The 24218-nt window shown below is 48.6% G+C and carries 23 protein-coding genes; 12 read left to right on the plus strand and 11 right to left on the minus strand.

Translation table 11 applies throughout. The features are described 5' to 3' along the window. The first annotated feature begins 100 nt into the window (after window positions 1-100). The 10 genes from QFZ48_RS21260 to QFZ48_RS21305 all read left to right on the plus strand — a co-directional run bounded on the left by QFZ48_RS21260 (window position 101) and on the right by QFZ48_RS21305 (window position 8191). Entirely contained in the window at window positions 101-1525 is a 1425-nt protein-coding gene (locus tag QFZ48_RS21260; protein ID WP_429063490.1) for an arabinose isomerase, read from the plus strand. 164 nt (window positions 1526-1689) lie between these two features. Continuing rightward, window positions 1690-4053, plus strand: coding sequence for an ABC transporter permease (locus QFZ48_RS21265; protein ID WP_429063491.1), 2364 nt, complete (start codon window positions 1690-1692; stop codon window positions 4051-4053). Between the two features lie 96 nt (window positions 4054-4149). Further along, window positions 4150-4362 (plus strand): hypothetical protein, encoded by a 213-nt coding sequence (locus QFZ48_RS21270; protein WP_370907647.1) that lies wholly within the window; start codon window positions 4150-4152, stop codon window positions 4360-4362. A gap of 292 nt (window positions 4363-4654) precedes the next feature. Then, on the plus strand, window positions 4655-5179 hold the full coding sequence (locus tag QFZ48_RS21275; RefSeq protein ID WP_429063493.1) for a hypothetical protein: 525 nt from the start codon (window positions 4655-4657) through the stop codon (window positions 5177-5179). After that, a complete protein-coding gene (locus tag QFZ48_RS21280; protein ID WP_429049996.1) occupies window positions 5173-5382 on the plus strand; it encodes a hypothetical protein in 210 nt (69 codons plus the stop codon). The genes QFZ48_RS21275 and QFZ48_RS21280 overlap by 7 nt, the downstream gene beginning before the upstream one ends. 77 nt (window positions 5383-5459) lie before the next feature. Further along, window positions 5460-5837 (plus strand): hypothetical protein, encoded by a 378-nt coding sequence (locus QFZ48_RS21285; protein WP_429049994.1) that lies wholly within the window; start codon window positions 5460-5462, stop codon window positions 5835-5837. Between the two features lie 47 nt (window positions 5838-5884). Continuing rightward, window positions 5885-6805, plus strand: a complete 921-nt coding sequence (locus QFZ48_RS21290; RefSeq protein WP_429063495.1) for an AI-2E family transporter — start codon at window positions 5885-5887, stop codon at window positions 6803-6805. After that, window positions 6705-6977, plus strand: coding sequence for an AI-2E family transporter (locus QFZ48_RS21295; RefSeq protein WP_429063497.1), 273 nt, complete (start codon window positions 6705-6707; stop codon window positions 6975-6977). Before QFZ48_RS21290 ends, QFZ48_RS21295 begins: the two co-directional genes overlap by 101 nt. A gap of 33 nt (window positions 6978-7010) precedes the next feature. After that, window positions 7011-7493: a hypothetical protein gene (locus QFZ48_RS21300; RefSeq protein WP_429063499.1), complete on the plus strand. Its 483-nt coding sequence runs from the start codon at window positions 7011-7013 to the stop codon at window positions 7491-7493. Window positions 7494-7672: 179 nt separating this feature from the next. Further along, window positions 7673-8191: a GNAT family N-acetyltransferase gene (locus QFZ48_RS21305; RefSeq protein ID WP_429049991.1), complete on the plus strand. Its 519-nt coding sequence runs from the start codon at window positions 7673-7675 to the stop codon at window positions 8189-8191. Here the strand turns inward: QFZ48_RS21305 and QFZ48_RS21310 are convergent. Further along, a complete protein-coding gene (locus QFZ48_RS21310; RefSeq protein ID WP_370907640.1) occupies window positions 8180-8503 on the minus strand; it encodes a hypothetical protein in 324 nt (107 codons plus the stop codon). The two genes, QFZ48_RS21305 and QFZ48_RS21310, sit on opposite strands and share 12 nt — an antisense overlap. A 5-nt stretch (window positions 8504-8508) precedes the next feature. Continuing rightward, window positions 8509-9345 carry a DUF899 domain-containing protein gene (locus QFZ48_RS21315; protein ID WP_429049989.1) on the minus strand — a complete coding sequence of 279 codons (837 nt, stop codon included), beginning with the start codon at window positions 9343-9345 and terminating at the stop codon, window positions 8509-8511. 133 nt (window positions 9346-9478) lie between these two features. Between QFZ48_RS21315 and QFZ48_RS21320 the strand changes: the two genes are divergently transcribed. Beyond that, on the plus strand, window positions 9479-10462 hold the full coding sequence (locus QFZ48_RS21320) for a GlxA family transcriptional regulator (protein WP_429063501.1): 984 nt from the start codon (window positions 9479-9481) through the stop codon (window positions 10460-10462). A gap of 3 nt (window positions 10463-10465) precedes the next feature. Here QFZ48_RS21320 and QFZ48_RS21325 read toward each other — a convergent pair whose 3' ends face one another. Beyond that, entirely contained in the window at window positions 10466-12835 is a 2370-nt protein-coding gene (locus tag QFZ48_RS21325) for an ABC transporter permease (RefSeq protein ID WP_429063502.1), read from the minus strand. A 186-nt stretch (window positions 12836-13021) separates the two neighbouring features. Here QFZ48_RS21325 and QFZ48_RS21330 point away from each other — a divergent pair, with 186 nt between their 5' ends. Continuing rightward, entirely contained in the window at window positions 13022-14896 is a 1875-nt protein-coding gene (locus QFZ48_RS21330; RefSeq protein ID WP_429063504.1) for a M1 family metallopeptidase, read from the plus strand. Between the two features lie 30 nt (window positions 14897-14926). Here QFZ48_RS21330 and QFZ48_RS21335 read toward each other — a convergent pair whose 3' ends face one another. Genes QFZ48_RS21335 through QFZ48_RS21370 form a run of 8 tightly spaced genes read right to left on the minus strand, consistent with a single transcriptional unit; the run spans window position 14927 to window position 23922 of the window. Next, complete coding sequence (locus QFZ48_RS21335; RefSeq protein ID WP_429049982.1) at window positions 14927-15586, minus strand: response regulator; 660 nt, start codon at window positions 15584-15586, stop codon at window positions 14927-14929. Window positions 15587-15588: 2 nt separating this feature from the next. Further along, window positions 15589-16989 carry an ATP-binding protein gene (locus QFZ48_RS21340; RefSeq protein WP_370907634.1) on the minus strand — a complete coding sequence of 467 codons (1401 nt, stop codon included), beginning with the start codon at window positions 16987-16989 and terminating at the stop codon, window positions 15589-15591. A gap of 36 nt (window positions 16990-17025) precedes the next feature. Then, the gene (gene urtE / locus QFZ48_RS21345; RefSeq protein ID WP_429049978.1) at window positions 17026-17739 is read right to left on the minus strand and encodes an urea ABC transporter ATP-binding subunit UrtE; all 714 of its coding nucleotides are present in this window, start codon (window positions 17737-17739) and stop codon (window positions 17026-17028) included. After that, window positions 17736-18491, minus strand: a complete 756-nt coding sequence (gene urtD, locus QFZ48_RS21350) for an urea ABC transporter ATP-binding protein UrtD (RefSeq protein WP_429049976.1) — start codon at window positions 18489-18491, stop codon at window positions 17736-17738. The genes urtE and urtD overlap by 4 nt, the downstream gene beginning before the upstream one ends. A 1-nt stretch (window position 18492) precedes the next feature. Further along, window positions 18493-19572, minus strand: coding sequence for an urea ABC transporter permease subunit UrtC (urtC, locus tag QFZ48_RS21355; protein WP_429063506.1), 1080 nt, complete (start codon window positions 19570-19572; stop codon window positions 18493-18495). Between the two features lie 11 nt (window positions 19573-19583). Beyond that, complete coding sequence (gene urtB, locus QFZ48_RS21360; protein WP_429063508.1) at window positions 19584-21227, minus strand: urea ABC transporter permease subunit UrtB; 1644 nt, start codon at window positions 21225-21227, stop codon at window positions 19584-19586. A gap of 52 nt (window positions 21228-21279) precedes the next feature. Further along, entirely contained in the window at window positions 21280-22587 is a 1308-nt protein-coding gene (gene urtA, locus QFZ48_RS21365; protein ID WP_370907629.1) for an urea ABC transporter substrate-binding protein, read from the minus strand. A gap of 45 nt (window positions 22588-22632) precedes the next feature. Next, window positions 22633-23922 (minus strand): hypothetical protein, encoded by a 1290-nt coding sequence (locus QFZ48_RS21370; RefSeq protein WP_429063510.1) that lies wholly within the window; start codon window positions 23920-23922, stop codon window positions 22633-22635. Between the last annotated feature and the right edge of the window lie 296 nt (window positions 23923-24218).

Raw genomic sequence — 24218 nt, forward strand, 5'->3', positions numbered from 1 at the left:
GCCGGGATTGTGTCATAAAGTACAACCGAAATATCAAATAATTCATCGCACCGCGACTAGCTTTATCACAGGATCCGGTTACCATTCAAAAAATTGCGTTATGAATACATTAAAAGTTGGCCTGTTTGGGATAGGCCTCGCTGCCTATTGGGAACAGTTCGAAGGACTGCAGCAGCGGTTGTCGGGGTATATTGATATTGTGCATCAGCAGTTGCAGCACTACGGCGCCGATATCGTTCACCTCGGCCTGATAGACACGCCGGAGAAAGCTTTTGAAGCGGGCAGCCGTTTCCGGAAGGAAGACGTTGATCTGATCTTTTTATATGTAACCACCTACGCGTTATCCTCCACGGTTTTACCAATAGTGAAACGCGCAAAGGTACCGGTGATCGTATTAAATCTCTCTCCGGCCGCGGCCATCGACTATGCCGCATTTAATCAGCTGCCGGACCGCATCACCATGACCGGCGAATGGCTCGCCTTCTGCGCCGCCTGCCCGGTGCCGGAAATAGCCAGTGTATTCAAACGTGCACACATTCCTTTTTACCAGGTAACTGGTATGCTGCAGGATGATCCTGTGGTGTGGAAAGAAGTGGAAGAATGGATCGCCGCCGCAAAAGTAGCCTACATCCTGTATCACAACAGGCTGGGCCTGATGGGTAACTACTATGGCGGCATGCTGGATATTTACTCCAATCTTACCCTGCACGCAGCCGTGTTAGGCGGACATATGGAAATTATTGAGGTAGATGAATTATCAGGACTCCGGAATACGGTCAATGAAGCGGAAATTGCCGCGAAGCTCCGGGAAGCGCAACAGTTGTTTGACATACAACCCGATTGCTCACCGGAAGAATTGCACCGCGCTGCCAAAACCGCAGTGGCTTTGGATAAACTGGTAGCAAAGCACCAACTGGGTTCCCTGGCGTATTACCATAAAGGAAGTGGCAACGCTATCAATGAAGATACCATGAGCTCCGTGATCATGGGTACCTCTCTCTTAACGGCGCAAGGCATCCCGGTAGCCGGGGAGTACGAAGTGAAAAATGCGCAGGCCATGAAAATCATGGACAGCTTTGGTGCAGGTGGTTCCTTCACAGAGTACTATGCCATGGACTATAAAGATGATATTGTGCTCATGGGACACGATGGGCCCTGCCATCCTGTAATCGCCGCCGGTAAAATAAAACTGAAACCATTACAGGTATATCATGGAAAAGTAGGAAAAGGATTGTCCGTGGAAATGTCGGTGGCACACGGCCCGGTAACATTACTGTCTGTAGTGGAAACAGCTGATGGAAAATTGCAGTTCCTCCTGGCGGAAGGGATGTCGGAAGCCGGCCCTATCCTCGAAATCGGCAACACCAACAGCCGTTACCGGTTTCCCACAGGCGCCAGGAATTTCGTGGAAGCATGGAATGCGCATGGACCGGCGCATCATTGCGCAGTAGGCAAAGGGCATATAGCGTCAAAAATAAAAAAGCTGGCGGAGTTGTTGGGAGTGGAGGCGGTGCAGGTCTGTTAACACCGCAATAACCGCTGTATATTTATTCAAGTTTTACAAGCGGTCACCTGCTGTATCAAAAGCGGACATATTATTAAAAAAATAACTTTTTAAACTATTGGAACGTATGTAACTTTTGGTATGGCATGTTTTTTCAACAGGTGCTGTAACTGATACTGACTATCATGATAAGCAACTACTTCAGGATTGCATGGCGCAACCTTGTCCGCAATAAAGCATTTTCTTTTATCAATATCCTGGGACTGGCGCTCGGACTGGCCTGCAGCCTCCTCATGATCCTGTGGGTACAGGATGAAAAAAGTATGGATGGATTTCATGCCAACAGCGATAAACTATACCAGGTATATGTGCGCCAGTCATCCGGTGGTAAAGTGAACGCCGGCTATCTCACGCAGGGGCCGCTGGCGGCAGAACTGAAAAAGGAAGTGCCCGAAGTAGAATACTCCAGCGGCTTCGAGGTTTTTCTGCCGGTAACATTACGCGTAGATGATAAAGTAATGAAGATCACCGGCGCCTATGCAGGCGCTGATTTTTTGCAGATGTTCAGCTACCCGGTATTACAGGGCACAAAAGCATCTGCCATCGATAAACCAGGCACCATCGCTATCTCCAAACACCTCGCGGAATTATTTTTTGGCAGCCCGGAACAGGCGCTGGGGAAAACACTGCGTTATGAAGACACGGTAAGTCTTTCTGTTACTGCAGTGTACGAGGTGCCGGCCAATTCATCACAACAATTTGAGTACCTCCGCAACTGGGAAGATTTTACCAGGGACAATGCCTGGGCAAGAAATTGGGGCAGCTTTAACCCGCTGACGTATATCCGTCTCCGTGACAATGCCGATGCAGGTAAAGTAGCCGCCAAAATAAAAGACTTCGTTTATAATTATCAGCAACGCAACAACGATTCCTATACTGAACTGGGTTTACAGCCTTACAGCGAAAAATACCTGCACGGTGTATTCAGCAATGGCATACCTGATGGCGGGCGTATTGAATACGTGCGCCTCTTTACCCTGCTGGCCATATTCATTATGCTCATTGCCTGCATCAATTTTATGAACCTCGCTACGGCGCGGTCGGTAAAAAGAGCAAAGGAAGTAGGCGTGAGAAAAGTAGTAGGCGCCCTGCGCTCTTCCCTTATCATCCAGTTTATCGGGGAAGCCATGCTGCTGGCATTTTTTTCACTGGTTATTGCCCTGTTGGTAGTGATATTACTGCTGCCCGCGTTTAACCAGCTCAGTGGAAAACAATTGGCATTACCCGTTTCACAACCTGTATTCTGGGGTACTTTACTGGGCCTTACGGTACTCACCGGCTTCGTGGCCGGTAGCTACCCGGCCTTGTTCCTGTCGTCCCTGAACCCGGTACGGGTGCTTAAAGGCAGCCTTAAATTTGGCTCCGGCGCTACCAATTTCCGGAAGGGCCTGGTGGTGTTTCAATTCACCCTGTCCATCCTGTTAATGATAGGCATGTTTGTGATTTACCGCCAAATGGATTATGTGCAAACAAAGAACCTGGGCTACAACCGGCAGAACCTTATCTATATTCCTATCGAAGGCGAATTGATTTCCAAGTACGATGTATTCAGGGAAGCGGCAACCAACCTGCCCGGCGTGGTGGCTGTTTCTAAAATGAAAGAGTCGCCAACGGTGATAGAACATCACAAAGGAGGTATCAGCTGGTCAGGGAAAGATCCCAATGATGACGCCTCTTTTGCGGATGCGGCAGTGGGATACGACTTTATAAAAACCATGGGTCTCACCTTACTGGAGGGCCGCGACTTTTCCCGTGCATTCGGGAATGACTCAGGGAGTTATATCCTGAATGAAAGCGCCGTGAAAAGGATTGGTTACCAGCATCCGGTAGGACAGCCATTCACGCTCGGAAATGTTCCCGGTACCATCGTGGGCGTGCTCAAGGATTTCCACTTCAACTCCATGCACGACGCCATAGAGCCGCTGGTAATCCGCCTGGATGAAAAACCTAAGTGGGGCAATATCCTGGTAAGGGTCGCCGGGGGTAAAACAACACCGGTGCTGGCCGGACTGGCAGGGATCTGCAAAAACTTAAATCCTAACTTCCCCTTTACTTACCAGTTCTCCGATGAAGAATATACCAAGCTTTATAAAAGTGAACAGATGGTAAGTCAGCTGTGCAATTATTTCGCCTGCCTCGCTGTATTCATTTCCTGTCTCGGCTTATTCGGACTGGCCATGTTCACCGCCGCGCAACGTACCAAAGAAATAGGCGTGAGAAAGGTGCTAGGCGCTTCCGAATCCAGTATTTTCCTGTTGCTGTCGGCCGGTTTCCTGAAGCCGGTATTTATAGGAATGCTCATTGCCTTCCCGCTGGCCTGGTATACCATGAACCAATGGCTGAATCACTTCGCGTATAAAACAAACCTCGATTGGTGGATCTTTGGCGGGGCTGGGCTCATCACTATCATAGTGGCTTTAGTCACGGTCAGCTTCCAAAGCATCCGGGCGGCGGCCATGAATCCCGTGAAAAGCCTGAAAATGGAATAATCCTACTTATTGGGGTGCTATTTCCCCATTATACCGCTAAAAATGCTGCCACAGCAATGGCATGTGGATTGCCGGTATATTCATAAACGCAACATTATGAAAGTACTTGGCATCATCCTCATTATTGCTGGTATTGCAATGATCGTTATCAGGGGCTTCTCTGTTCAAACAGAAAAGAAAGTGGTAGACATTGGTCCTGTTGAAATTAATAAGAAAGAAAACAGATGGATAGGCTGGCCCACTTATGCCGGCGGTATCGTAGCCATTGTAGGTGTGGTACTGGTGGTATCGGGTAAACGGAGAGACTGATCAATAACAATAACGACTATATGCAGAAATGAGCGCCTCCCCGGGCGCTCATTTCTGCATTTGGGGTACGCCTGCCAAAAAAGTGTGGTAATTCATCGTAATCAGATAAAAAAGTATGCTTTTATGCTAACTCCCTGCAATAATTTTATACTACCGCCGGAGAGATATCGAAGCCCTTTTTATTTAACATTTACAGCAACACAAAAACTCCTGTATGCGCTGCATCAACAGGTAAAGGAACCTTTATGTCTGCATAGCATTTCCCGTCTTTTCAACCATAAAAATTCCACTAATGAACAAACAAACAATCACCCCGAACTACATGATTACAGGAACATTAATGCTGCTGCTATTGGCAGCCTGCTCCTGCAAAGAAGCGGCAGTAACACCGGAAGCGGCTCCGCGCCCGGTAACCACCGAACTAACTAACGGTATTGGGAATGGCGTAAACCTGCAGCCTTCCTACTACAACGGCGGCAATGTAAACTTCGCATGGGCGCTGATGAAACAGCAAACAAAAATCAAAACCGTGCGCATTGAAATTGAACCAACCGTAAGTATTACGTTGGCGAAATCCTGGATTCAGCAGGCAAAGAACAACGGCTTTGCGGTGATCGCCACTTATCACAAAGCGAGTGTATTGGGAAGCGACAATGCCAGCGAACTTACTGCGGCCGCCAACTGGTGGAAGAATAACTACGCTGCATTATCCTGTCTACACACATTTATCCAGGCGCCTGGAACCAGGGCAGAAACCGTACCCTCATCAATGCTGATCTCGATGAAATGGCTACTTCCGGACGCCCTTGTATGGTAGGGGAGTTCGGCACCGGCTCCGGCAGCGCCAACTGGTCCGGCTTAACGAATTATGCCAAATCCAAAGGATGGACTGTATTGGGATGGGCATGGAATGGCGATGGTGGCAGTCTGAATATGGTTACACCCTCCTGGGCCACTAATCCCACCGCTACTTCTTTTAGTACCAATAGTTACTTCACTACTATTTACAGCCTGCTGTAAATAACAACAGGTTTTCAATATCTACAGCCGGCCCCGTGGCCGGCTTATTTGTTATATTGCAGGATAAAACCTGGAAGATGTCGACATCCCTGTTGGATCAAAGCAAGGATCCGCTGCTCAAAACTTTCATTGCTGGTAGATCAGATCAGGCATTGATGCTGTTGCAGCACTTTGTCTCACAATATGAAAAACTGGGAAAGATATACCTGTATCCCACCAAATCTATGATGGGTATCGGTTTTGGCGACAGACGTGTAGCCTGGGTTACCCAGCTGGGAAAGAATTTTGTACACATTGTATTCCCTTTTGAAAAGGCGTATCCCGACAATTTATGCTTTCAGAAAATTGCGCAGGTACCGGGCGATAGCCGGCAGTTTAATCATCATTTCCGTATGTATCTCCCCGAAGATATTAATGAAGAAATACAACAGTTTATGCGCCTGTCGCTGTTATAACCTGTTTTAAGTATATTTAGGAAGAAACCTGTATAAAATACTGTCATATGAATCACCACCGCCCTGCCTCTAAAAATATGATTGAATCCATCCTGGTGCTGTTGCTGTTGCTGGCTTTGCTGCTGGCACTGTATGATGTGTTGCGGCTGTTTTTTGGTATTCTCACATTTGCACTGATCTTTTCCGTTTCTTTCCATCACCTGTTTGAGCGCATGGTTGTTTGGTTCAAAGGCCGCCGTAAACTGGCCGCCACCATATATGCGGTGGCGTTAGTTGCCATCATTGCCCTGCCGGTTACTTATTTCATTGCCGCGCTGAGTTCACATATCCGGGAAGCATTGCACTGGATTGGTAATGTGAAGGAAAACGGATTGCCGGCGCTGCCCGAATGGGTGGTTACCATGCCATATGTTGGCAGCGATATCGTGGACTTCTGGGAGCATTTACAGGAAAGTCCCCGCGAAACTTTGTCCACCAGCGTACATGAACAACAGGTAAGAGTGGTGCTGCATCATATTATCACCAGCGGCGCAGGTATTCTTGGTGCAGCCGGACAACTCATACTCGGCATCATTATATCTGCATTTTTCCTGGTAAGCGGTGAAAAAGCAGTTCGCCCTATCAGGGCTACTGCACAGCACCTGCTGGGACGTAAAGATGGCGCCGATCTGTTGAACGCTACCACGATGGCCATCAAGGGCGTGTCTATCGGTGTAATGGGTACGGCTTTCATCACAGCGGTGGTGGCGTTTATTGGGCTTAAAATTGCAGGCATCCCCTTTGCGCTTGGCTTGTCCGCGTTTATCTTTTTCCTGGTGGTGATTCCAGATAGGCCCGCTCGTGGTTTGGATCCCATTAACCATCTGGATGGCTACACAAGGTCATCCCGGTATGACGCTCTTCCTGGCTATTTACGGTACCGGCATCCTGATAGGGGAAGCCATCCTGAAACCCCTGCTCATCGCTAAAAGCGGCAAACTGCCTTTCCTGGTATTATTCCTCGGTGTAATTGGCGGTATGGCTGCATGGGGATTCACCGGCATGTTCAAGGGCGCTATCATTGTAGCCGTATTCTATACCGTATTTAATTCCTGGCTGTTGCGTAAAGACGCCGCCCACGCTTCACATGCTGCGGAATAGGTAGTATCTTCGCCCACAAGCACCAGATGAATTATGAAAGCGGCAAGTATCAGCGATATAAAAAAAGAATTAACTACCCTGCCTCCGGCAGAGCTGTCGGCCCTGTGTTTGCGGCTGGCCAAATTCAAGAACGATAACAAGGAACTGCTTACCTACCTGCTGTTTGAAGCCCACAACGAAGAAGGGTACATCGCCGCCGTGAAAGAAGAAATCGACAAAGGGTTTATTGAAATGGCCGGTGATAAATTATACCACGCTAAAAAAAGGCTGAGGAAAATCCTGCGGATAACGAACAAGCATATACGATATACTGGTTCCAAAACCGCCGAAGTAGAACTACTGATCTATTTCTGTACAAAAATGAAACTGTCCGGTTTATTATCTTCCTATAGTGTTCAGTTAAATAACCTCTACGAACAACAGGTGAAAAAGATCACCAAAATAGTGTCTGCACTGCATGAAGACCTGCAGTATGATTATCTCCGGCAGCTGAAACGGCTTACAGGCGAGGACTAAAATGCTTCAGCAAAATTAATATAAAAGCCCTGCCAGTTGCCCGGACCTGGCTGTATCATCCTGTAAACGTACCATTCATGCTTTTGTTCAATAAACCGGTTAAATCAGGTTTGTTGCCTTCACAGGAAAATTTTATTTTGGAGGGTGTTGATGAATTAAAGAGGCTTTAAAATGAAGGCATGAAAATTCTATTTGAAACGCTGCGGCTGCAGGTCCGCACTTTTGCCGCTACAGATGACGCATTCGTCCTGGAATTGCTGAACACGCCCTCCTGGCTGCAATACATCGGCGACCGGCAGATCCGGACCCTTGCAGATGCACAACGCTATATCATGAATAACCTGTTGAAGCTATACGCCGAACAAGGCTATGGCGCATGGGTAGTAGTGCTGAAAGAAACAGGGAATCCTATTGGTATCTGCGGGTTATTTAAGAGAAAGTACCTTGATCAGCCCGACCTGGGATTTGCTTTTTTACCGGCCTTTGAAGGCCTGGGGTATGCTTACGAAGCGGCTACCGGTACCATTACCTATTCCCGGCAGCAATTGCCGTTTCCAAGGCTGTTTGCCATTACCCAACCGGATAATCACCGGTCGGTTCGTTTATTGGAGCGGTCTGGATTTACCCGGCAGGGCACCATTCTTCCACCCGGAGAAGCGGAAGAACTGATGTTATTTGATCTTGAATTAGGAAGCTGACTGCCGCCGTTTCCGGTAGGCCATCATCCTGCTTCCCGCCAGGTAAAGCAACGACCCCACACACAATACCACCAGTCCTGATCTAAGCCATGTAGCAGCGGTTACAGACAACCCGATTCCTGTACCCAGGGCTACATAGGCAGCGAAACAAATGGGGCACTTTGGCAGCAGTACGAGGGTGATGCCCGGTATCAGCCATCGTACGCCTTTTACAAAGCGTTGCCTCAAAGTAAGCGGACCGGTGGTTTGCGCGGCGGTTGTTTTGCGGGCGCCGCTGCCCGTAGCGGCGCCGCAGGAACAATGTGTTTTCATAATACTTAGTCTTCTGAACAACAGGAACCCGGCGTTTTCTCTTTGTGATACCTGCCGGTATTATCTACATGTCCTTTCTCTTCGTATTTGTCGTGGTGCCGTACCCACGATGTTAAATCGCCACGTTCATTGATTTCATTACGTCCCAGCGGCGCTATATCCAGGTAGTTGTAAGTAGCGAGCTGTAATTCGCCACCACGGCCATACGTGGAATAGGTGTGATAAATATCGCCTGCTTCATCTTTATAAAAAACGCTGATGCCCTGGAGGTCTTCCAAATGATGCGGCAATCCTTCCACGATATCGTAGTTGTAATACACCTTACCACTTTCCAGGTCCTCTTTACGGAAAGACACGTGATAGTCGTAGTTGAAATCACTGCTTTCAGAAGATACCCATTTGAAGTGCCAGTCCATACGCTTACGGAAAGCCTCCAGCGCAGGCAACGGTGCGCGTGATATCACTACAACGGACACATCATGATGCTCCAGGTGAGGCAATACGCCGTTAATGGAATCTGCTGCAAATGAGCAACCAACACAACCTTCTTTTTCATGGGGACCAAACATAAAATGCTGGATGATCAGCTGGCTGCGGCCTTCAAAAAGGTCAGAAAGGGTGACCTTACCTTCCGGACCATCAAATACATAGTTCTTCTCTACCTTTTCCCATGGTAATGCCATGCGCTCACGGCTAAGCTCATCCCGCAAACGGGTATATTCCTTTTCTTTTTGCAAAAACTTCTTCCTGGCTTCCAGCCACTCTTCGGAGGATACAACTTTGTGCGGGGGACCGGGTTTAACAGCACTATCTTTAAAACCAGTCGTTACAGGAGTACTCATGATTTTGTGATTTTAATGTCTTACAAATCTCCGGAGTTAATATGTAAATGTAGATGGGTGAATGCGACTTATTTAGGGGGTGATTGTGCCACCGGAAAGTAGTAAATTCGTGTTGTAACAGACGCAAACTGCCATGAAGACTGTTTCTTTGCTTATTTATGAAGATGCCATTTTATCTTCCGTATCCAGCGTGATAGATATCCTGCTGGGCGCTAACCGCTTTCTGGTTGGAGCCGGAAAGGAACCTGCCTTTAAACTGGAGCTGGTCAGCGAAAAGATGAAGAATATCCAATTGCACAGCCCTGCGCAGTTTATCTGCTATAAAACCATCGATGAAGTACAACATACGGACCTTATCCTGGCGCCGGCCTTTGAAGGCCCGCCGGATACGGTGCTGGAGAAGAATAAGGCGCTGGTGAACTGGATCCGTAATATGCATGCCAGCGGCACTGAGGTAGCCAGCCTGTGCTTTGGAAGCTATTTCCTGGCCGAAGCAGGACTGCTCACCGGCAAATCCTGTACTTCCCACTGGGCGGCACTCGACGATATGCGCAGGCGCTATCCGGATATCAATATCCTGCCAGATAAAGTAATGACCGACGACGATGGCGTTTATACCAGCGGCGGCGCCTTTATTTCATTGAACCTGGTATTATACCTGATAGAAAAATTCAGTGGCCGCGACACAAGTATTTGGGTGAGTAAAATGTTTTCGATAGATATGGACCGCTTTAACCAGGCCCATTTCGCCGTGTTCCAGGGACAACGCCGTCATGAAGATGAAGACATCCTCAAAGCGCAGGCCTACATCGAACAAAACTACGATCAGCAGATCTCCGTGGAACAGATCGCCAGCCAGGCTAATATGAGTAAACGTAATTTTGTTCGACGCTTTAAACTCGCCACACACAATACGCCCATGGAATACCTGCAGCGCGTAAAAATAGAATCCGCCAAAAAAGAACTGGAGAAAAATGCCATCAATATCAGCACACTGATGTACAATGCCGGGTACAACGACCAGAAAGCATTCCGGCAGATATTTAAACGGTACACCGGTTTAACCCCGCAGGAATACCGTAGAAAGTACTCCCGCGGCGGCGTAGAGATGAATTAAGCATTATTCCGTCCGCAAACTTTTTACAGGATTCATCAGCGCTGCTTTAGCCGACTGGTAACTGACCGTTAGCAGCGTAATGACGATTGTACCGGCGCCAATGGCTATAAAAAGCCAGATCGATACGGGTGTATGATATGCATAGTGATTCAGCCACATCTGCATAAAATACCAGGTAAGGGGAGTAGCCACCAGTAAAGCAATGATCACCGGCTTCACAAAATCATTCGACAACAGCAACAAAATACCAGACACCGTAGCGCCCATCACTTTGCGTATCCCGATTTCTTTGGTGCGTTGTTCTGCCATAAAAGCAGCCAGTCCAAGTATACCCAGGCAGGAAATAAAAATTGCAAGCACGGCAAATACAGTGGTCAGCCGCGCAATGCGCTCTTCATCAGAAAACTTCTTCGCATAAACCTCATCTGTAAAAGTAAAATCAAAGGGGCCCTCGGGGTTAAACTTTTTAAATACGCCGGCAATCCCGGTTAATGCCGCCCGCATAGGCATTGCAGGGTTCACGCGAACAGTTAACGCATTATATACGCCGTATTCCAGGCAAAAAACCACCGGCTGCACCGGTGCATATGGCGATTCCATTACCATGTCTTTCACCACGCCAATGATCATGTGCGGCTCACCACCCGCCTGTATAATTTGCCCGATAGGATGTTTAAACCCCGTTAGCTTCACCGCCGCTTCATTTAAGATCAGTGCGCCCGTATCCGTAGGGAAGCTCCTGGAAAAATCGCGGCCCTCTTTTATTTGCCAGCCAATAGTATGGCCGTAATCATGCGATACCGTTACAAAGCCCAAAGGCGCTGCAATACCGGGTACTTTACCTTCCCAACTCAGGTCGTCACTATTGCCGGGATTCTCCGTGGTAGGATGCGACGCCTTCGCCATATCCGCCACCGCACCGCTTTCCAGTAAAGCAGCCCTCAATTCATTGTAAGGCGCACCAAACATTTCAGGGGTGTTCATGGTGAGGTTAATCAATCCCTCCCGGCTGTAGCCCACCGGACGGCTTTTGGCATATTGAATTTGCTGGTACACAATTACAGTACCTATGATCAGGGCAATGGATATGCTGAACTGTACTACCATCAGGGCGTTGCGGGGGAGCAATGAAAAACGGCCCATAGTAAAACCTCCTTTTAATATTTTTACCGGCTGAAAAGAGGATAAATAAAAAGCAGGATAACTGCCGGCCAGCAGGCCGGTAAACACGGCAAACCCTGTTCCTGCCAACCATAGCACCGGCGCGTCAAATGGAATCGTGATCTGTTTTTCAGTGATCCGGTTAAACAGCGGCAATAAAAGCCACACCATGCCCACCGCCACTATAAAGGATAAAAAGGAGAGCAGCAGCGATTCGGCGAGGAACTGCCGGACAAGACGTCCCCGCGAAGCGCCGATGGCTTTGCGGATACCTGTTTCTTTGGCACGTTTGGCACTCCTGGCGGTAGACAGGTTCATGAAATTGATACAGGCCAGCAGCAACACCAATGCACCTATAACACCAAACAACCACACCAGGCGGATACGCCCGCCGCTTACCTGCCCGTTCTTAAACTCGTTATATAAATGCCATTTGTTCATCGGATGCAGCAACAGCGTTTCTTTGCCCGCCTTTACATGCTGTTGCACAACGCTGCTGATCTTTGCACTGGCCTTATCCATATCAATGCCCTCATTCAGCTCCACGTATAATTTCCAGTAATGGGTATCCCAATTGGATACTTCGTCTTTCAGCCACGGAATGGTAGTCACGGCCCGGTCCCACGGAAGGAACAGCTGTGTGCCATAAAAAGCCGTGCCTTGCGGGAGATCTTCATACACACCCGCCACCTGCAGATCAGTGCGGTTATCCATGCGGATGGCCTTCCCCATAGGATCGGAACTGCCAAACAGGGAAGTGGCCAGCGACTGGTTAATCAACACTGCGGTGGGCGTTTTCAACGCATCCCTTTTGCCCTGAATCATTTTGAGCGTGAGCATCTCAGGCAAATCCGGGCCTGCCCACACCCCCGATTGCGATAACTTTTTATCACCCACGGCAATCGTATGGGTGAAGTTGGGATAAACAATAGCCACCCGTTTGAAATCGCCTGCATAATTATTCCGGAGTTCATCTGCGAGTGGAATGGCAATAGCTTCACCGGTAGTGGTTTCACCGTTGATGGTTTGTACATCCATTACCTGTGCCAGCCGGTTATGATGATCATGCCAGTGATTAAATGACACTTCATCCCATATCCATAACCCTATCAGCAGTGTAACTGCCATACCGGTAGCCAAACCAATAATATTGATGGCAGTGTAACTTTTATTTTTTATAAGATGACGGAAGGTAAATTTAAACAATTGCATGCAGCCGCTATTTTTAATGGGTGCCGGAAAAATAATGCCGGAACCGGATTCTTTTATAAATAACAAATTTATACTTTTGCAGATATTCTAATGTGTCCGTTTTCAATACAGGCGACGGCCGGTTTTGAAAACAACCTTTCTCGTTATCTTTCCCTAATTTTAGCGTTTTCAAATTGGCAGATGCGTATGAACAGAATTATCTATAGCCTGCTGTTGCTGATGGGAGTAAACATCATCGCATCAGCACAGGAATTGTATATGCCCCGCAATATTAAACAGGCATATGTGAATGGAACCCGGGACAAAAGCGGCGCCCCCGGCAAGTATTACTGGCAGAACAAAGGCGTGTACGATATCCGGCTGGCAGTAAACCCGCCCGACCGTAAAGTAACCGGCAGCGAAACAATCAGCTACGTGAACAACAGCCCCAATGCATTAAAACACATAGTACTTCGCCTCATCGTTAACCTGCATAAATACCAGGCGCCCCGCTCCGGGTATGTGAGCAAAAACTTTTTAACGGATGGCATCACCATTGATACATTGCTGGTGAATGGCGTGAAGCTAAAAGTTAATAATGATGTAGGCACGCTCTCGTATGTAGTATTGCCAACGCCATTGCAGCCGAAAGACAGCCTCCAGCTGCAAATCGCCTGGCACTACGACCTCTCCGTGCAAAGCGGCCGGGAAGGCATGCTGGACAGTACCTCGGTTTTCATGGCCTACGCATATCCCCGCGTATGTGTATACGATGATTACAACGGCTGGGACGGACTGGATCATACCGACCGGGTAGAGTTTTACAGCGACTTCAACGACTACAACGTATCGGTAACTGTACCAAAGAACTTCGTGGTGTGGGGTACCGGCGACCTGCAAAATGCTTCAGAAGTGCTGCAGCCCGGGTTTGCAAAGCGCCTTCAGCAATCTTATACCGCTGATAACGTAATGCACATTGCTACCCTCGATGAAATGCAGCGGAAAGTGGTTACCCGCCAGCACAACACGAACACCTGGAAGTTTAAAGCCAACCACATCGCAGACGTTACCTTTGCGGCAAGCAACCATTATGTGTGGGACGCTGCCAGCGTAATCGTGGACAGCAGCACCATGCGCCGCGCCAGCGTACAGGCAGCCTATAACGATACTGCCACAGACTTCCATCACTCGGTAGCGTTTTCGCAAAATGCACTGGGCTGGTTCTCGCACCAATGGCCGGGCGTACCGTATCCGTTTTCGGTAATGACAGCCGTACAAGGCTTTGCAGATATGGAATACCCCATGATGGTAAATGATGGTTCGGCCGGGCACGACCTCAGCTTTGCGCAATTAGTGCAGGACCATGAAATAGCGCATACTTATTTCCCTTTTTACATGGGCATCAACGAAAGCCGCTACGCCTTTATGGATGAAGGCTGGGCCACCACTTTTGAATACCTTATTGGCATTGCGGAAAAAGGGAAGGAGGTAGCCGATAACTTCTACAAAAAATTCAGGGTCACCAAGTATATCTTTGACCCGTCCACGGAAGAAGACCAGCCGATTATTTCCATGTCCAACCAGGTAAGCGGAATGGGCTACAGCAACAACTCCTATGGCAAAGCATCCTTGTCCTACCTCGCGGTAAAAGACCTGCTGGGCGATGAGCGGTTTAAAAAATGCCTGCATGCTTATATGGACAACTGGCATGGCAAACATCCCATCCCCTGGGATTACTTTTATTCCTTCAATACGGCGGCCGGTGAAAACCTCGACTGGTTCTGGAATAACTGGTTCTTCAGTTATAACTACATCGATCTTACTCTATCAGATGTAAAACAAGAGAAGAAAAGTATAAAAGTGAAGATAGATAATACGGGTGGTTTCGCTATCCCGTTTGATGTGATAGCTACTTTTGCCGACGGCAGTACGGCTACCTGGCATCAAACACCCGCTGTGTGGAAAGCCAATACCAAAGCTACTGTGCTGGATCTGGCGGTGAAGAAAGAAGTAACTGCTGTGCGGCTGGAAGGCAACCTGTTCATGGATGCCAATGCAAAAGATAATAGCTGGAAAAAATAATAACAGAAGGGATCGCATCCCGCGATTCCCTTATTCCTCTTTCAGTAAGCCGTTTATTTTACAATACTCCACGGCTTCTTCAATACTGTTTACCTGGAACTTGCGCAGGATGTTCATCCGGTGCGCTTCAATGGTGCGGATGCTGATGTTCAGCGATTCAGCAATGTCTTTATTATTGAGTCCCTGGCTGATCATCCGCATGATCTGTTCCTCGCGGCGGGAAAGGGAGATCTCCTGCGTGCCGCTGTTGCCGGGCGTTTGCCTGGCATCAAGATATTTTTTTACGAGAACATCACTGACTTCCCCGATAAAATAATATTTCCCCCGGTGGATGGTGCGGATCGCGCTGAGGAATATCTTATTGCTCGTATCTTTCAAAATATAACCGCTGGCGCCCATTTCAAGGGCTGCTGCTACGTAGTCGGGTTCATCAAAAAGGCTAAAGAAAAGGATCCTGCCACGGGGATTTTTTTCCAGCAGGCGGGTACTGGTTTCCAGTCCATTCATACCCGGCATGCGGATATCCATGATAATAACATCCGGTTGGATAACGGCTAACCGTTGCAGTGCATCTTCGCCGCTGCTGGCTTCTCCCGTCACTTCCATGTCGGCTTCACTGTTGATGAGCTGTTTAAGACCGTTCCGGAATATTTCATGATCATCTACTAAAAAAACGCCTATTTTTTTCATTGCTAAAAAGTTATTGCCAACTGTACAATTGTTCCGGTGTTGGGTGTTGAATTGATTTGAAGCGTTCCGCCCAGCAATTCCGCCCGCTCTTTCATATTACGGATGCCATTCACCTTTTTGGCCTGTTCGGAAGAGTAAAGCTGCTGGCTATCGAAATGAAAACCGTTGCCGTTATCCCTCACCGTCAGCTGCAGGAAATTGGCGGTACCGTCAATATCTATTTCAATGGTATCTGCATCAGCATGTTTGATGGCATTGTTCAATGCCTCCTGCAAGATACGGTAAACGCCTGTCTTTACTTCCTTTGGCAGCGGCGCCGCCGCTAAGGTGTCTTCCAGCTGGAAGTCTATACCAGGGGCTGTTTGCCGGCAAAGTTTAATCAGTTCATCAATGGCGGCCCGCAAGCCGAAATCTTCCAGCACGCTGGGTAACAGGTCGGCGCAAATCCGTTTGGTTTCATTGATGATGCTGTACATCATGGTATTCACCATGGCAATTTCAGGATCGTGCTGCATACTCCGGTCTTCTATCTGTTCCAGCTTCATACGCAGGCTGGTGAGCATTTGCCCGATGCCATCATGTATTTCAGCGGCCACCCGCTTACGCTCTTTTTCCTGCCCGTTGATAATGGAATACGACCGTATGCGCTGCTCCGTTTCCTGGCGCAGCAATTTCTCCTGGTTGGCCAGTTGCACCTGCTCTGTTAACTTGCGTGCGCGCTCTTCTGCATCTACCAGCCCGCGGATAATTTTCCGGATGCGGGTAGATAACGGGTAGAAGATCACCCCTGCTTCCAGCATCAGCGTAAACAGCACCAGTCCCAGCACGATGTATTCAATTTCCTTCAGGTTGCGGATGCGTTCTTTAGAAAATCGGTCGTAGTCGAATACAATCAGCTCCATACCCAGCAGGTACGACTTTTCATAGGCCAGTATCGTTTGCACATACGGCCGGATGCGCTCCGGTTTAAAGGCACTGTCGCTGTACAGTACCGTAATCATTTTACTGGCGGCATCCCATATTTCCTGGTGGGGATTGCGGATAATCTCGAACATCTGCTTCAGCTCATCCTGGTCGTTTGCCGGTAAGTTGAGAAAGTTACTGCCGGCCTGTAAGCCTTCGTGCGATTTCTGCCACTGCTTCAGCGTATTGATAAATTCTTTCCGGTTATCATCTATATCCCTGCCGGATTCCAGTAGCAGCGCCAGTTTACTCAGCGTTTGACTGTACGTTCGCAGCTTTCCTGCAAAGTTGATTACATGCGAATCATTCATCTGGTGGTTCAGCGCCTGCTGGATCTTTATCTGGCTGAATACAGATAACAACGCAATAGTAGTGAGCGCCACCGCGTAGAGGATGGTGAAGATCTTAAAAATACTTCTGTCTTCGGATACAGGATGCATAATGTTAAAGATAAATAAAACCCGCGCCCGGTGGCATCACACCGCAATATGTTTTTCCAGTTCCGAGTGCTTCAGCTCTTCCGCGGTGCCATCCAGCACCATCCGGCCACGGTCCATGAAATAGTAATGATCCGTTACCTGGTTGGCGAAATCTATTTTCTGCTCCACCAGTAATACCGACAGTCCCTTTTGCTGTACCAGCTGTTGCAGGATACTGCCAATTTCCTGCGCAATGGAAGGCTGTATCCCTTCTGTAGGCTCATCGAGCAACAGGAGAGAGGGGTTGCTTACCAGTGCCCTGGCAATAGACAGCTGTTGCTGCTGCCCGCCGCTCAGGTTACCACCTGCGCGTTTACGGAAATCTTTCAGGATGGGAAACAGGCTGTAGATCTCTTCTTCCGGGATCTTTGCTTTCCGGTTGGGATGCGCTTCCAGTCCCAGCAGCAGGTTTTCGTATACCGATAGTTTCGGGATAATTTCCCTGCCCTGTGGTACGTAAGCGATGCCGGCCTTTGCTTTTTTATGCGGCGGCAATGTTGTAATGTTTTCATTGTTGAAAACGATACTGCCTTCCTGCGCGGGCAGCAGTCCCATAATAGTTTTGAGCAAGGTGGTTTTCCCTACGCCATTGCGGCCCATCACGGTGGTAACGGCGCCTTTTTTTACGGCAAGGGTGGTGCCGCGTAAAATGATGCTCTGTCCGTATGCGGCAGAGATATTGTTGATGGTCAATACCGGTGTGCTGATCATAATGTTTCAAGTTGAGCGTTAGTACGGCCTAAATAGCAATCTATTACCCGCTGGTCATTCTTAACTTCTGCAAAAGTGCCTTCCATCAGTCGTTTGCCGCGAACCAGTACCGTCACCAGTTCGTTGGCTATCTGTTCTACAAACTTCATATCATGTTCAATCACAATGATGCTGTGCGCTTTGGACAACTCCAGTAACAACGCACCGGTTTTCTCCGTTTCTTCATCACTCATGCCGGCAGCAGGTTCGTCTATCAGCATCAGTGTAGGGTCCTGCAATACCACGATGGCAATTTCCAGCCATTGCTTTTGCCCGTGCGAAAGATCGCCGGCCAGTTTATACATTACGTTGGTGAGCGACAGCTTCACGGCTACGCTGTGTATCCTCTCTGCCAGCGCCGGTGTGGATTTGAAGAAGAGGGAAGAAAAGATGTCCTTCTTCATTTTGGCCGCCAGTAACAGGTTGTCGTGCACCGTTAATCCCGGGAAAACGGAGGGCTTCTGGAATTTCCGGCCTATGCCGGATTCCGCGATCTTTACTTCGGTTTTCCCCAGGATAGATTTGCCATTGAAAAATACTTCGCCTTTGTCGGCTTTTGTTTTTCCGCAGATGATATCGAGGAAGGTGGACTTGCCCGCTCCATTCGGACCAATGATCACACGTAGTTCTTTATCGCGCAAACTGAAATGATCCAGGTTCAGTGCATGCACACCGCCAAATGATACCGCCAGGTTGTTTACGTTGAGTAGCATATCAGTGGGTAGTTTGAGGCGTTTTAAACCGGGCAGCGGAGATCTTTTGTTTGATAGTCTCCAGCAGGCCCATAAATCCTTTATCAAAATATAATACCGTGATCACAAACAGGAAGCCCAGTATAAACAGCCATGAATCCGGGAATAAACTGGTGCAGATGCTATACAGGAAGTTCACCAGCAAAGCCCCCAGCACTGCGCCTTTCAGGTTGCCCCGGCCACCGAGCGCTACCCACATCACCATTTCCACCGATGCTTTTACATCCATACGGCCGGGTGTGATGATGCCTGTTTGCGGCAGGTATAACATACCTCCCACGGCGGCTAACAGTGCCGCCACTACGAAAACCGCCAGCTTGTAATCCACCACTTTGTAGGCGGCGTAGCTGATACGCGATTCACTGTCGCGGATCGCCTGCAATACTTTCCCGAACTTGGAGTTGGTGATCCGGTAGCAGAAAAAATAAGCGGCACACAATACTGCAAAGGAGATCATGTACAGCGCAAGTTTTACGGAAGATGAAGAGAGGTTATAACCCAGCAGGGTGTTGAAATCGGTAAGACCGTTGGTACCACCAAGATTGGTTTCATTCCGTAAAAAGATGAGCCACATCGCCAGCGTAAGCGCCTGCGTGATGATAGCCATGTACACGCCTTTGATCCTGCTCCGGAACAACACAAAGCCCACTACAAAAGCAAAGAGGGCAGGGATTAGCAGGCATAGCGCCAGCGACCAGCCAAACGAATGAAATGGTTGCCAGAATAACGGTAACGTATCTATTTTATTCCACGCCATAAAATCGGGCAATACAGCGCCCGCCGCCACTGTTTTCTTCAGCAGCAGGTGCATGGCAATGCCATAGCTGCCCAAACAAAAGAAGAAAGCCTGGCACATGGAAAGGATGCCGGTATACCCCCAGATGAGATCAATACCCAGCGCCGCTATGGCAAAGCAGAAATACCGCCCCCATACAGAAATGGTATTCACGGAGAGGAGCCCCGACAGGTAACCCGCCGGCAACAGGATCGCAAAAATTGCGATGAACAATATATAATACAGTGGATTGTTTTTCGTTTTCATATGCCCGGTTTTTAATCTTCCGCAACGCGGCCTTTGTCAGGAAATAAGCCTTTGGGTTTATACTGCATGAACAGCATAATAAACACCAGGATAAACACTTTGCCGTATACCGCCTGGAAAAAGGATTCTGATATTTTGGTGAAGAAGCCAATGCCCAGCCCGGAGAAGATAGTGCCGGCGAGTTTGCCCACACCGCCTGTTACTACTACCAGGAAAGAATCTACAATATAAGTTTGTCCCATGTCGGGCACCACGTTGCCAATCAGCGTAATGGCGCAACCAGCGAGGCCGGCCAGCCCCGAGCCAATAAAGAAAGTAATGGATGCCACACGCCTGGTTTCTATGCCCAGGCAGGCGCTCATCTGCCGGTTTTGTGTAACGGCCCTGATCTGTAATCCCAGCCTGCTGCGGTACAACATCAGGTAAGTGAACACCACCATCAACAGGGTAAGTACAATGATAAAAATGCGGTTATAGGGTAAGGTAAGATGTGGCGATACCTGCCATCCACCGGATAACAGTTGCGGCGTTTTCACCGCTGTAAGATCGCCGAATAACAAACGGGCGGTTTGTATCAGTATTAAGCTCACGCCCCAGGTAGCCAGCAGGCTTTCCAACGGCTTGGCGTACAGGTGGCGGATGACCAGCCGTTCCAATATCCATCCCATTGCGCCTGCTACCATGAAAGAAAGGGGCAGGGCGGCGAGGAAGAAAAGATCTGTTTGCGGAATGCCCAGTGTGCGGGTGAAAAACACCTGCGTGCAATAAGTAGTATAGGCGCCTATCATCATAAACTCGCCATGCGCCATGTTAATGATACCTGCGAGGCCGTATACGATAGAAAGTCCCAGGGCAATCAGTATAAGGATGCTGCCAAGACTCAGCCCGCTAAAGAAGTTCTGTATCCTTTGCAGGCTGTCGTAGCGTTTCTCCAGGCTGATGGCCTGTGCTGCGGCATAGTGGGCTGTTTCCTGATTTAAGAACCCGGCTTTTGCATAGTTTCTCAGCAGCACGGGTGCATTGTCGCTCCAGTTGTCGCCGATACTGTCAATATACGCTTTGGCGGCAGCGGTGCTGGCGGCGCTGTATAAGCGGGCGGCGTACAACACATCTTTACCGATGCGCCGCGCATCCGCATTCGTTTCTTTTGCCAGTGCGGCCTGCAGGATAGGAAGTGTGGCGCTGTCGCCCGCGTTTTTCAGCTGAGTATAAGCGAGGATACGTTTTTGCGCATCGTTGCTGAACAGGTTCAGCAGCGGGGCTATCCCTGCCAGTTGCAGCCGGTCGGCGCGGGGAATATCTACCGTTTGGAGGGCTGACAATGGTAACAGCAGCGGTTGCCCGCTGCTGTTGGTAAGGAGTCTGTTATCGGGATAAAGGGAGTAAAGCCGGTAGGTTCCTTCTCCGGTCGGTTTGCTGTCCACCGTTACCGCCTTATGATCCAGCAGGTATAGCTTTTTATCATTGATCGCCATCAGCAAAGGAAAGGTGGCCGGTATCCGGAGGGCGGCCAGTCTGCCAATAGCCTGCGTTCGCACGGAGTCGTTAGTTGGTTGCAGCAGCTGTGCGGTGTAGATGGAGGCGCTATCCTGTGCCGCTACTTTCAGGGGTAGCAGCAGTAAGCAGCACATCAGCATCCGTAGGGAGATTTTCATCACATCGTATTTGATAATTTGGAAATAGCCTGTCTTTTTAAAAAGTACCCGCTTATTTTTTAGCGTAAGTACCGTTGTGGTTCACCCAGTCGCAGTCTTTATCAGGAGATGTTAACGGCGACCATGGCTGCGGATCCACGAGTCCTTCGGATTTCCAGATGATATCAAATTGTCCGTCGGGTTTTATTTCGCCGATCACAACGGGCTTTGCCAGGTGATGATTTCTCGGGTCCATTTTAACCAGTCCGTCGGGCGAAGGGTAATCCAGTCCGTACAGTGCGTTGCGCACTTTTGATACATCGAAGGAACCTGCTTTTTCAGCGGCTTTTGCCCAGAGATAAACACCGGTGTAAGCCCAGCAGATAGGATCATCTGTTACTCTTTTATCGCCGCCGGGTAATCCTTTTTTGGCGCAGAAGGCTTTGAAGTCGGCTACAAACTTTTTGTTTTCGGGCAGGTCGTTCGACTGGAAGTAGTTCCATGCCGCGAGGTGTCCTACCAGGAATTCCGTGTCCATAGAGCGGAGTTCATCTTCTGCCACAGAAAATGCCATGATGGGGCAGGTAGCGGCAGAAAGGCCCTGGTTGGCAAATTCTTTATAGAAAGGCACATTGGAATCGCCGTTGATAGTAGAAAGGATACAGGCTTTACCATCTGCTGCAAAGCGTTTCACTTTAGAAATGATGGTTTGGTAATCCTGGTGATGGAACGGCGTATATTCTTCAATGATATTTTCTTTCGGGATGCCTTTGGAGAGCAGGTATGCTTTCAGGATTTTGTTGGCAGTGCGGGGAAATACGTAGTCTGTTCCGAGCAGGTAGAACTTTTTATAGCCGCCGCCTTTTTCACTCATAAGGTATTCCGCGGCTGGGATCAGCTGTTGATTGGGGGTGGCGCCGGTGTAGATCACGCTGTTGGAGCATTCTTCTCCTTCGTATTGCACCGGGTAAAAGAGCAGGCCGTTGTTCTGTTCAAAAACCGGCAGTACGGATTTGCGGGATACGGAAGTCCAGCAGCCAAATACGGCAGATACTTTTTTATCGATCAGCAGTTCTTTGGCTTTTTCTGCAAACAGGTCCCAGTCGGATGCCGGGTCTACGATCACCGGTTCTATTTGTTTGCCGAGTACGCCGCCTTTGGCGTTGATTTCATCTACTGCCATTTGCACGGCATCTCTTAAAGATACTTCAGAGATGGCCATGGTGCCGCTGAGGGAGTGGAGTACGCCTATCTTAACCGTTTCTTTGGAAGTGGCAGAGTCGCTGCTGCCGGCTTTTCCGGCGCTGTTGTTACAGGATGAAAAGAGTGCGGTGGCGCCGAGGAGCAGGATGGGTAGTTGTTTCAGGAAAGCGTTTCTCATGTGTTGTATTATTTTATAAAGAAGATGAATGAATGCGTATGTCCTTTAGAAAATGAAGAATTGAGCCTGCAGCCAGAGTTGTCCGAATGTTTTTTTCGTGTAGTCGTCGGCGGTAGCAGTGGCCACGTTGTAGGTACGGGTAGTGTAGGAGAGGCGCAGGTTAGTCCCGGTGCCATTGAAGAAGTAGTTTAGTCCTCCCCCCATTACAGTGCTGGAGTTCATCTTATCAAAGTTGGCGGGTTTTACGGTGCCGGCTTGTGCGGCTTCGGCGCTTACATCCTGGTTTTCGTACCGGATCCAGGGTTGCAGTTTTGTTTTTTTGAAGTAGTAGCCGAGTTCCAGGAACTGAACGGTTTGTTTAGGAATGAGGGTGGCAAAGGAGTATTTGGAATCCAGTTTGGTGCCGCCGGTCATGTACTGGAAGGCTGCATTTACTGTAATGGAGCCTGCATTTCCCAGCGGGTGGTCAAAGAATACATCCGTGCTGAGGTTGTAGTAGGTGGCCTGTGCATCGAATCCTGCGGCCCATGCGAAGGTTTTACCATTGCCCAGTTTGGTGCCGGCATAGTAATAGTCCTTTTCCGCATCGAGGAAGTTGTAGGCAACACGGCCTACGGTACGGAGTGGTGCGCCGCCATCTACATTGCGGCCGGTGAAAACTCCCAGCCGGTATTCCAGTTTATCGTTGGCAAGGAATCCGCGGGCGTTGATCCCGAGATCGCGGCCAAAGTTTCCCTGCAGCGGGCTGTTGGCAAACAGGTTATAAGGGTACTGGAAGTAGGTGAAGTCGTTGGCCATTAAGCCGGCGGCGCCCTGTAAGCCGTTACGGTTGTTGGCCGCCAGCTGCATCCCTGCCACCAGCTGGAAGGCATTGGTGAAAGTATATTCCAGTTGTGCATCCAGTATGATGGGCGACACCTTTACATTCTTCTCGCCATTGGATTGTATGCCGATGGGAGAAGGGATTTCCGTTTCCATAAAGAAGCTGGCCTTTTTCGTAAGCTGGCCGCCCACGAGTACCCTGGCACGGTAAATGGAAAAGCCTTTGTTCCAGTCCTTCGCCGTTTTATTGTTACTGGGGGTGCCAAAGCCTGTTTGCTCGCCGGAGGCGAACATATGAACAATGGCGCCTACCTGGATAGAAGGTTTAAAGGGGAGGTCTGAAGCCTGGAAAAGGGTGATAGCTTTTGCGCTGTCGTTGCTGGTATTTAAAGAAGCGGGCAGTTCAATTAAGTAACCGCCTTTCTTTTTCTTTTTAGGGGGATCGTTGTTTTCGGCTTTCGCAATAAATGGAGCAGTGGCAAGTATGAAGATAAATGTGGCTGACAATTTCATAAAATAAGTAATTAAAAATTAGATAATGTACTTAAGTACTTTTTTGGTTGATCGATCAGTATACTTAAGTATAAAAGTAGAAGATTAATTTACTTAATTCATATAATTTTTAGAAAAAGGATTAAAAATCGTGTGATGTGCTGATAATAAATGCACATATAATTTATTATAATATAACTATTGAAGCTGTTTATTACTTGATTAAGTAAGTTGATTTATAGTATGTTGTAAGATAACACAGGATGGCCAGGAAAAATTTAGCCTTCCGGTTATACTCTTATACTTAATAATATTAT

Origin of the sequence: Chitinophaga sp. W2I13 (assembly GCF_050434005.1) — a bacterium.
Taxonomy (GTDB): Bacteria; Bacteroidota; Bacteroidia; order Chitinophagales; family Chitinophagaceae; genus Chitinophaga.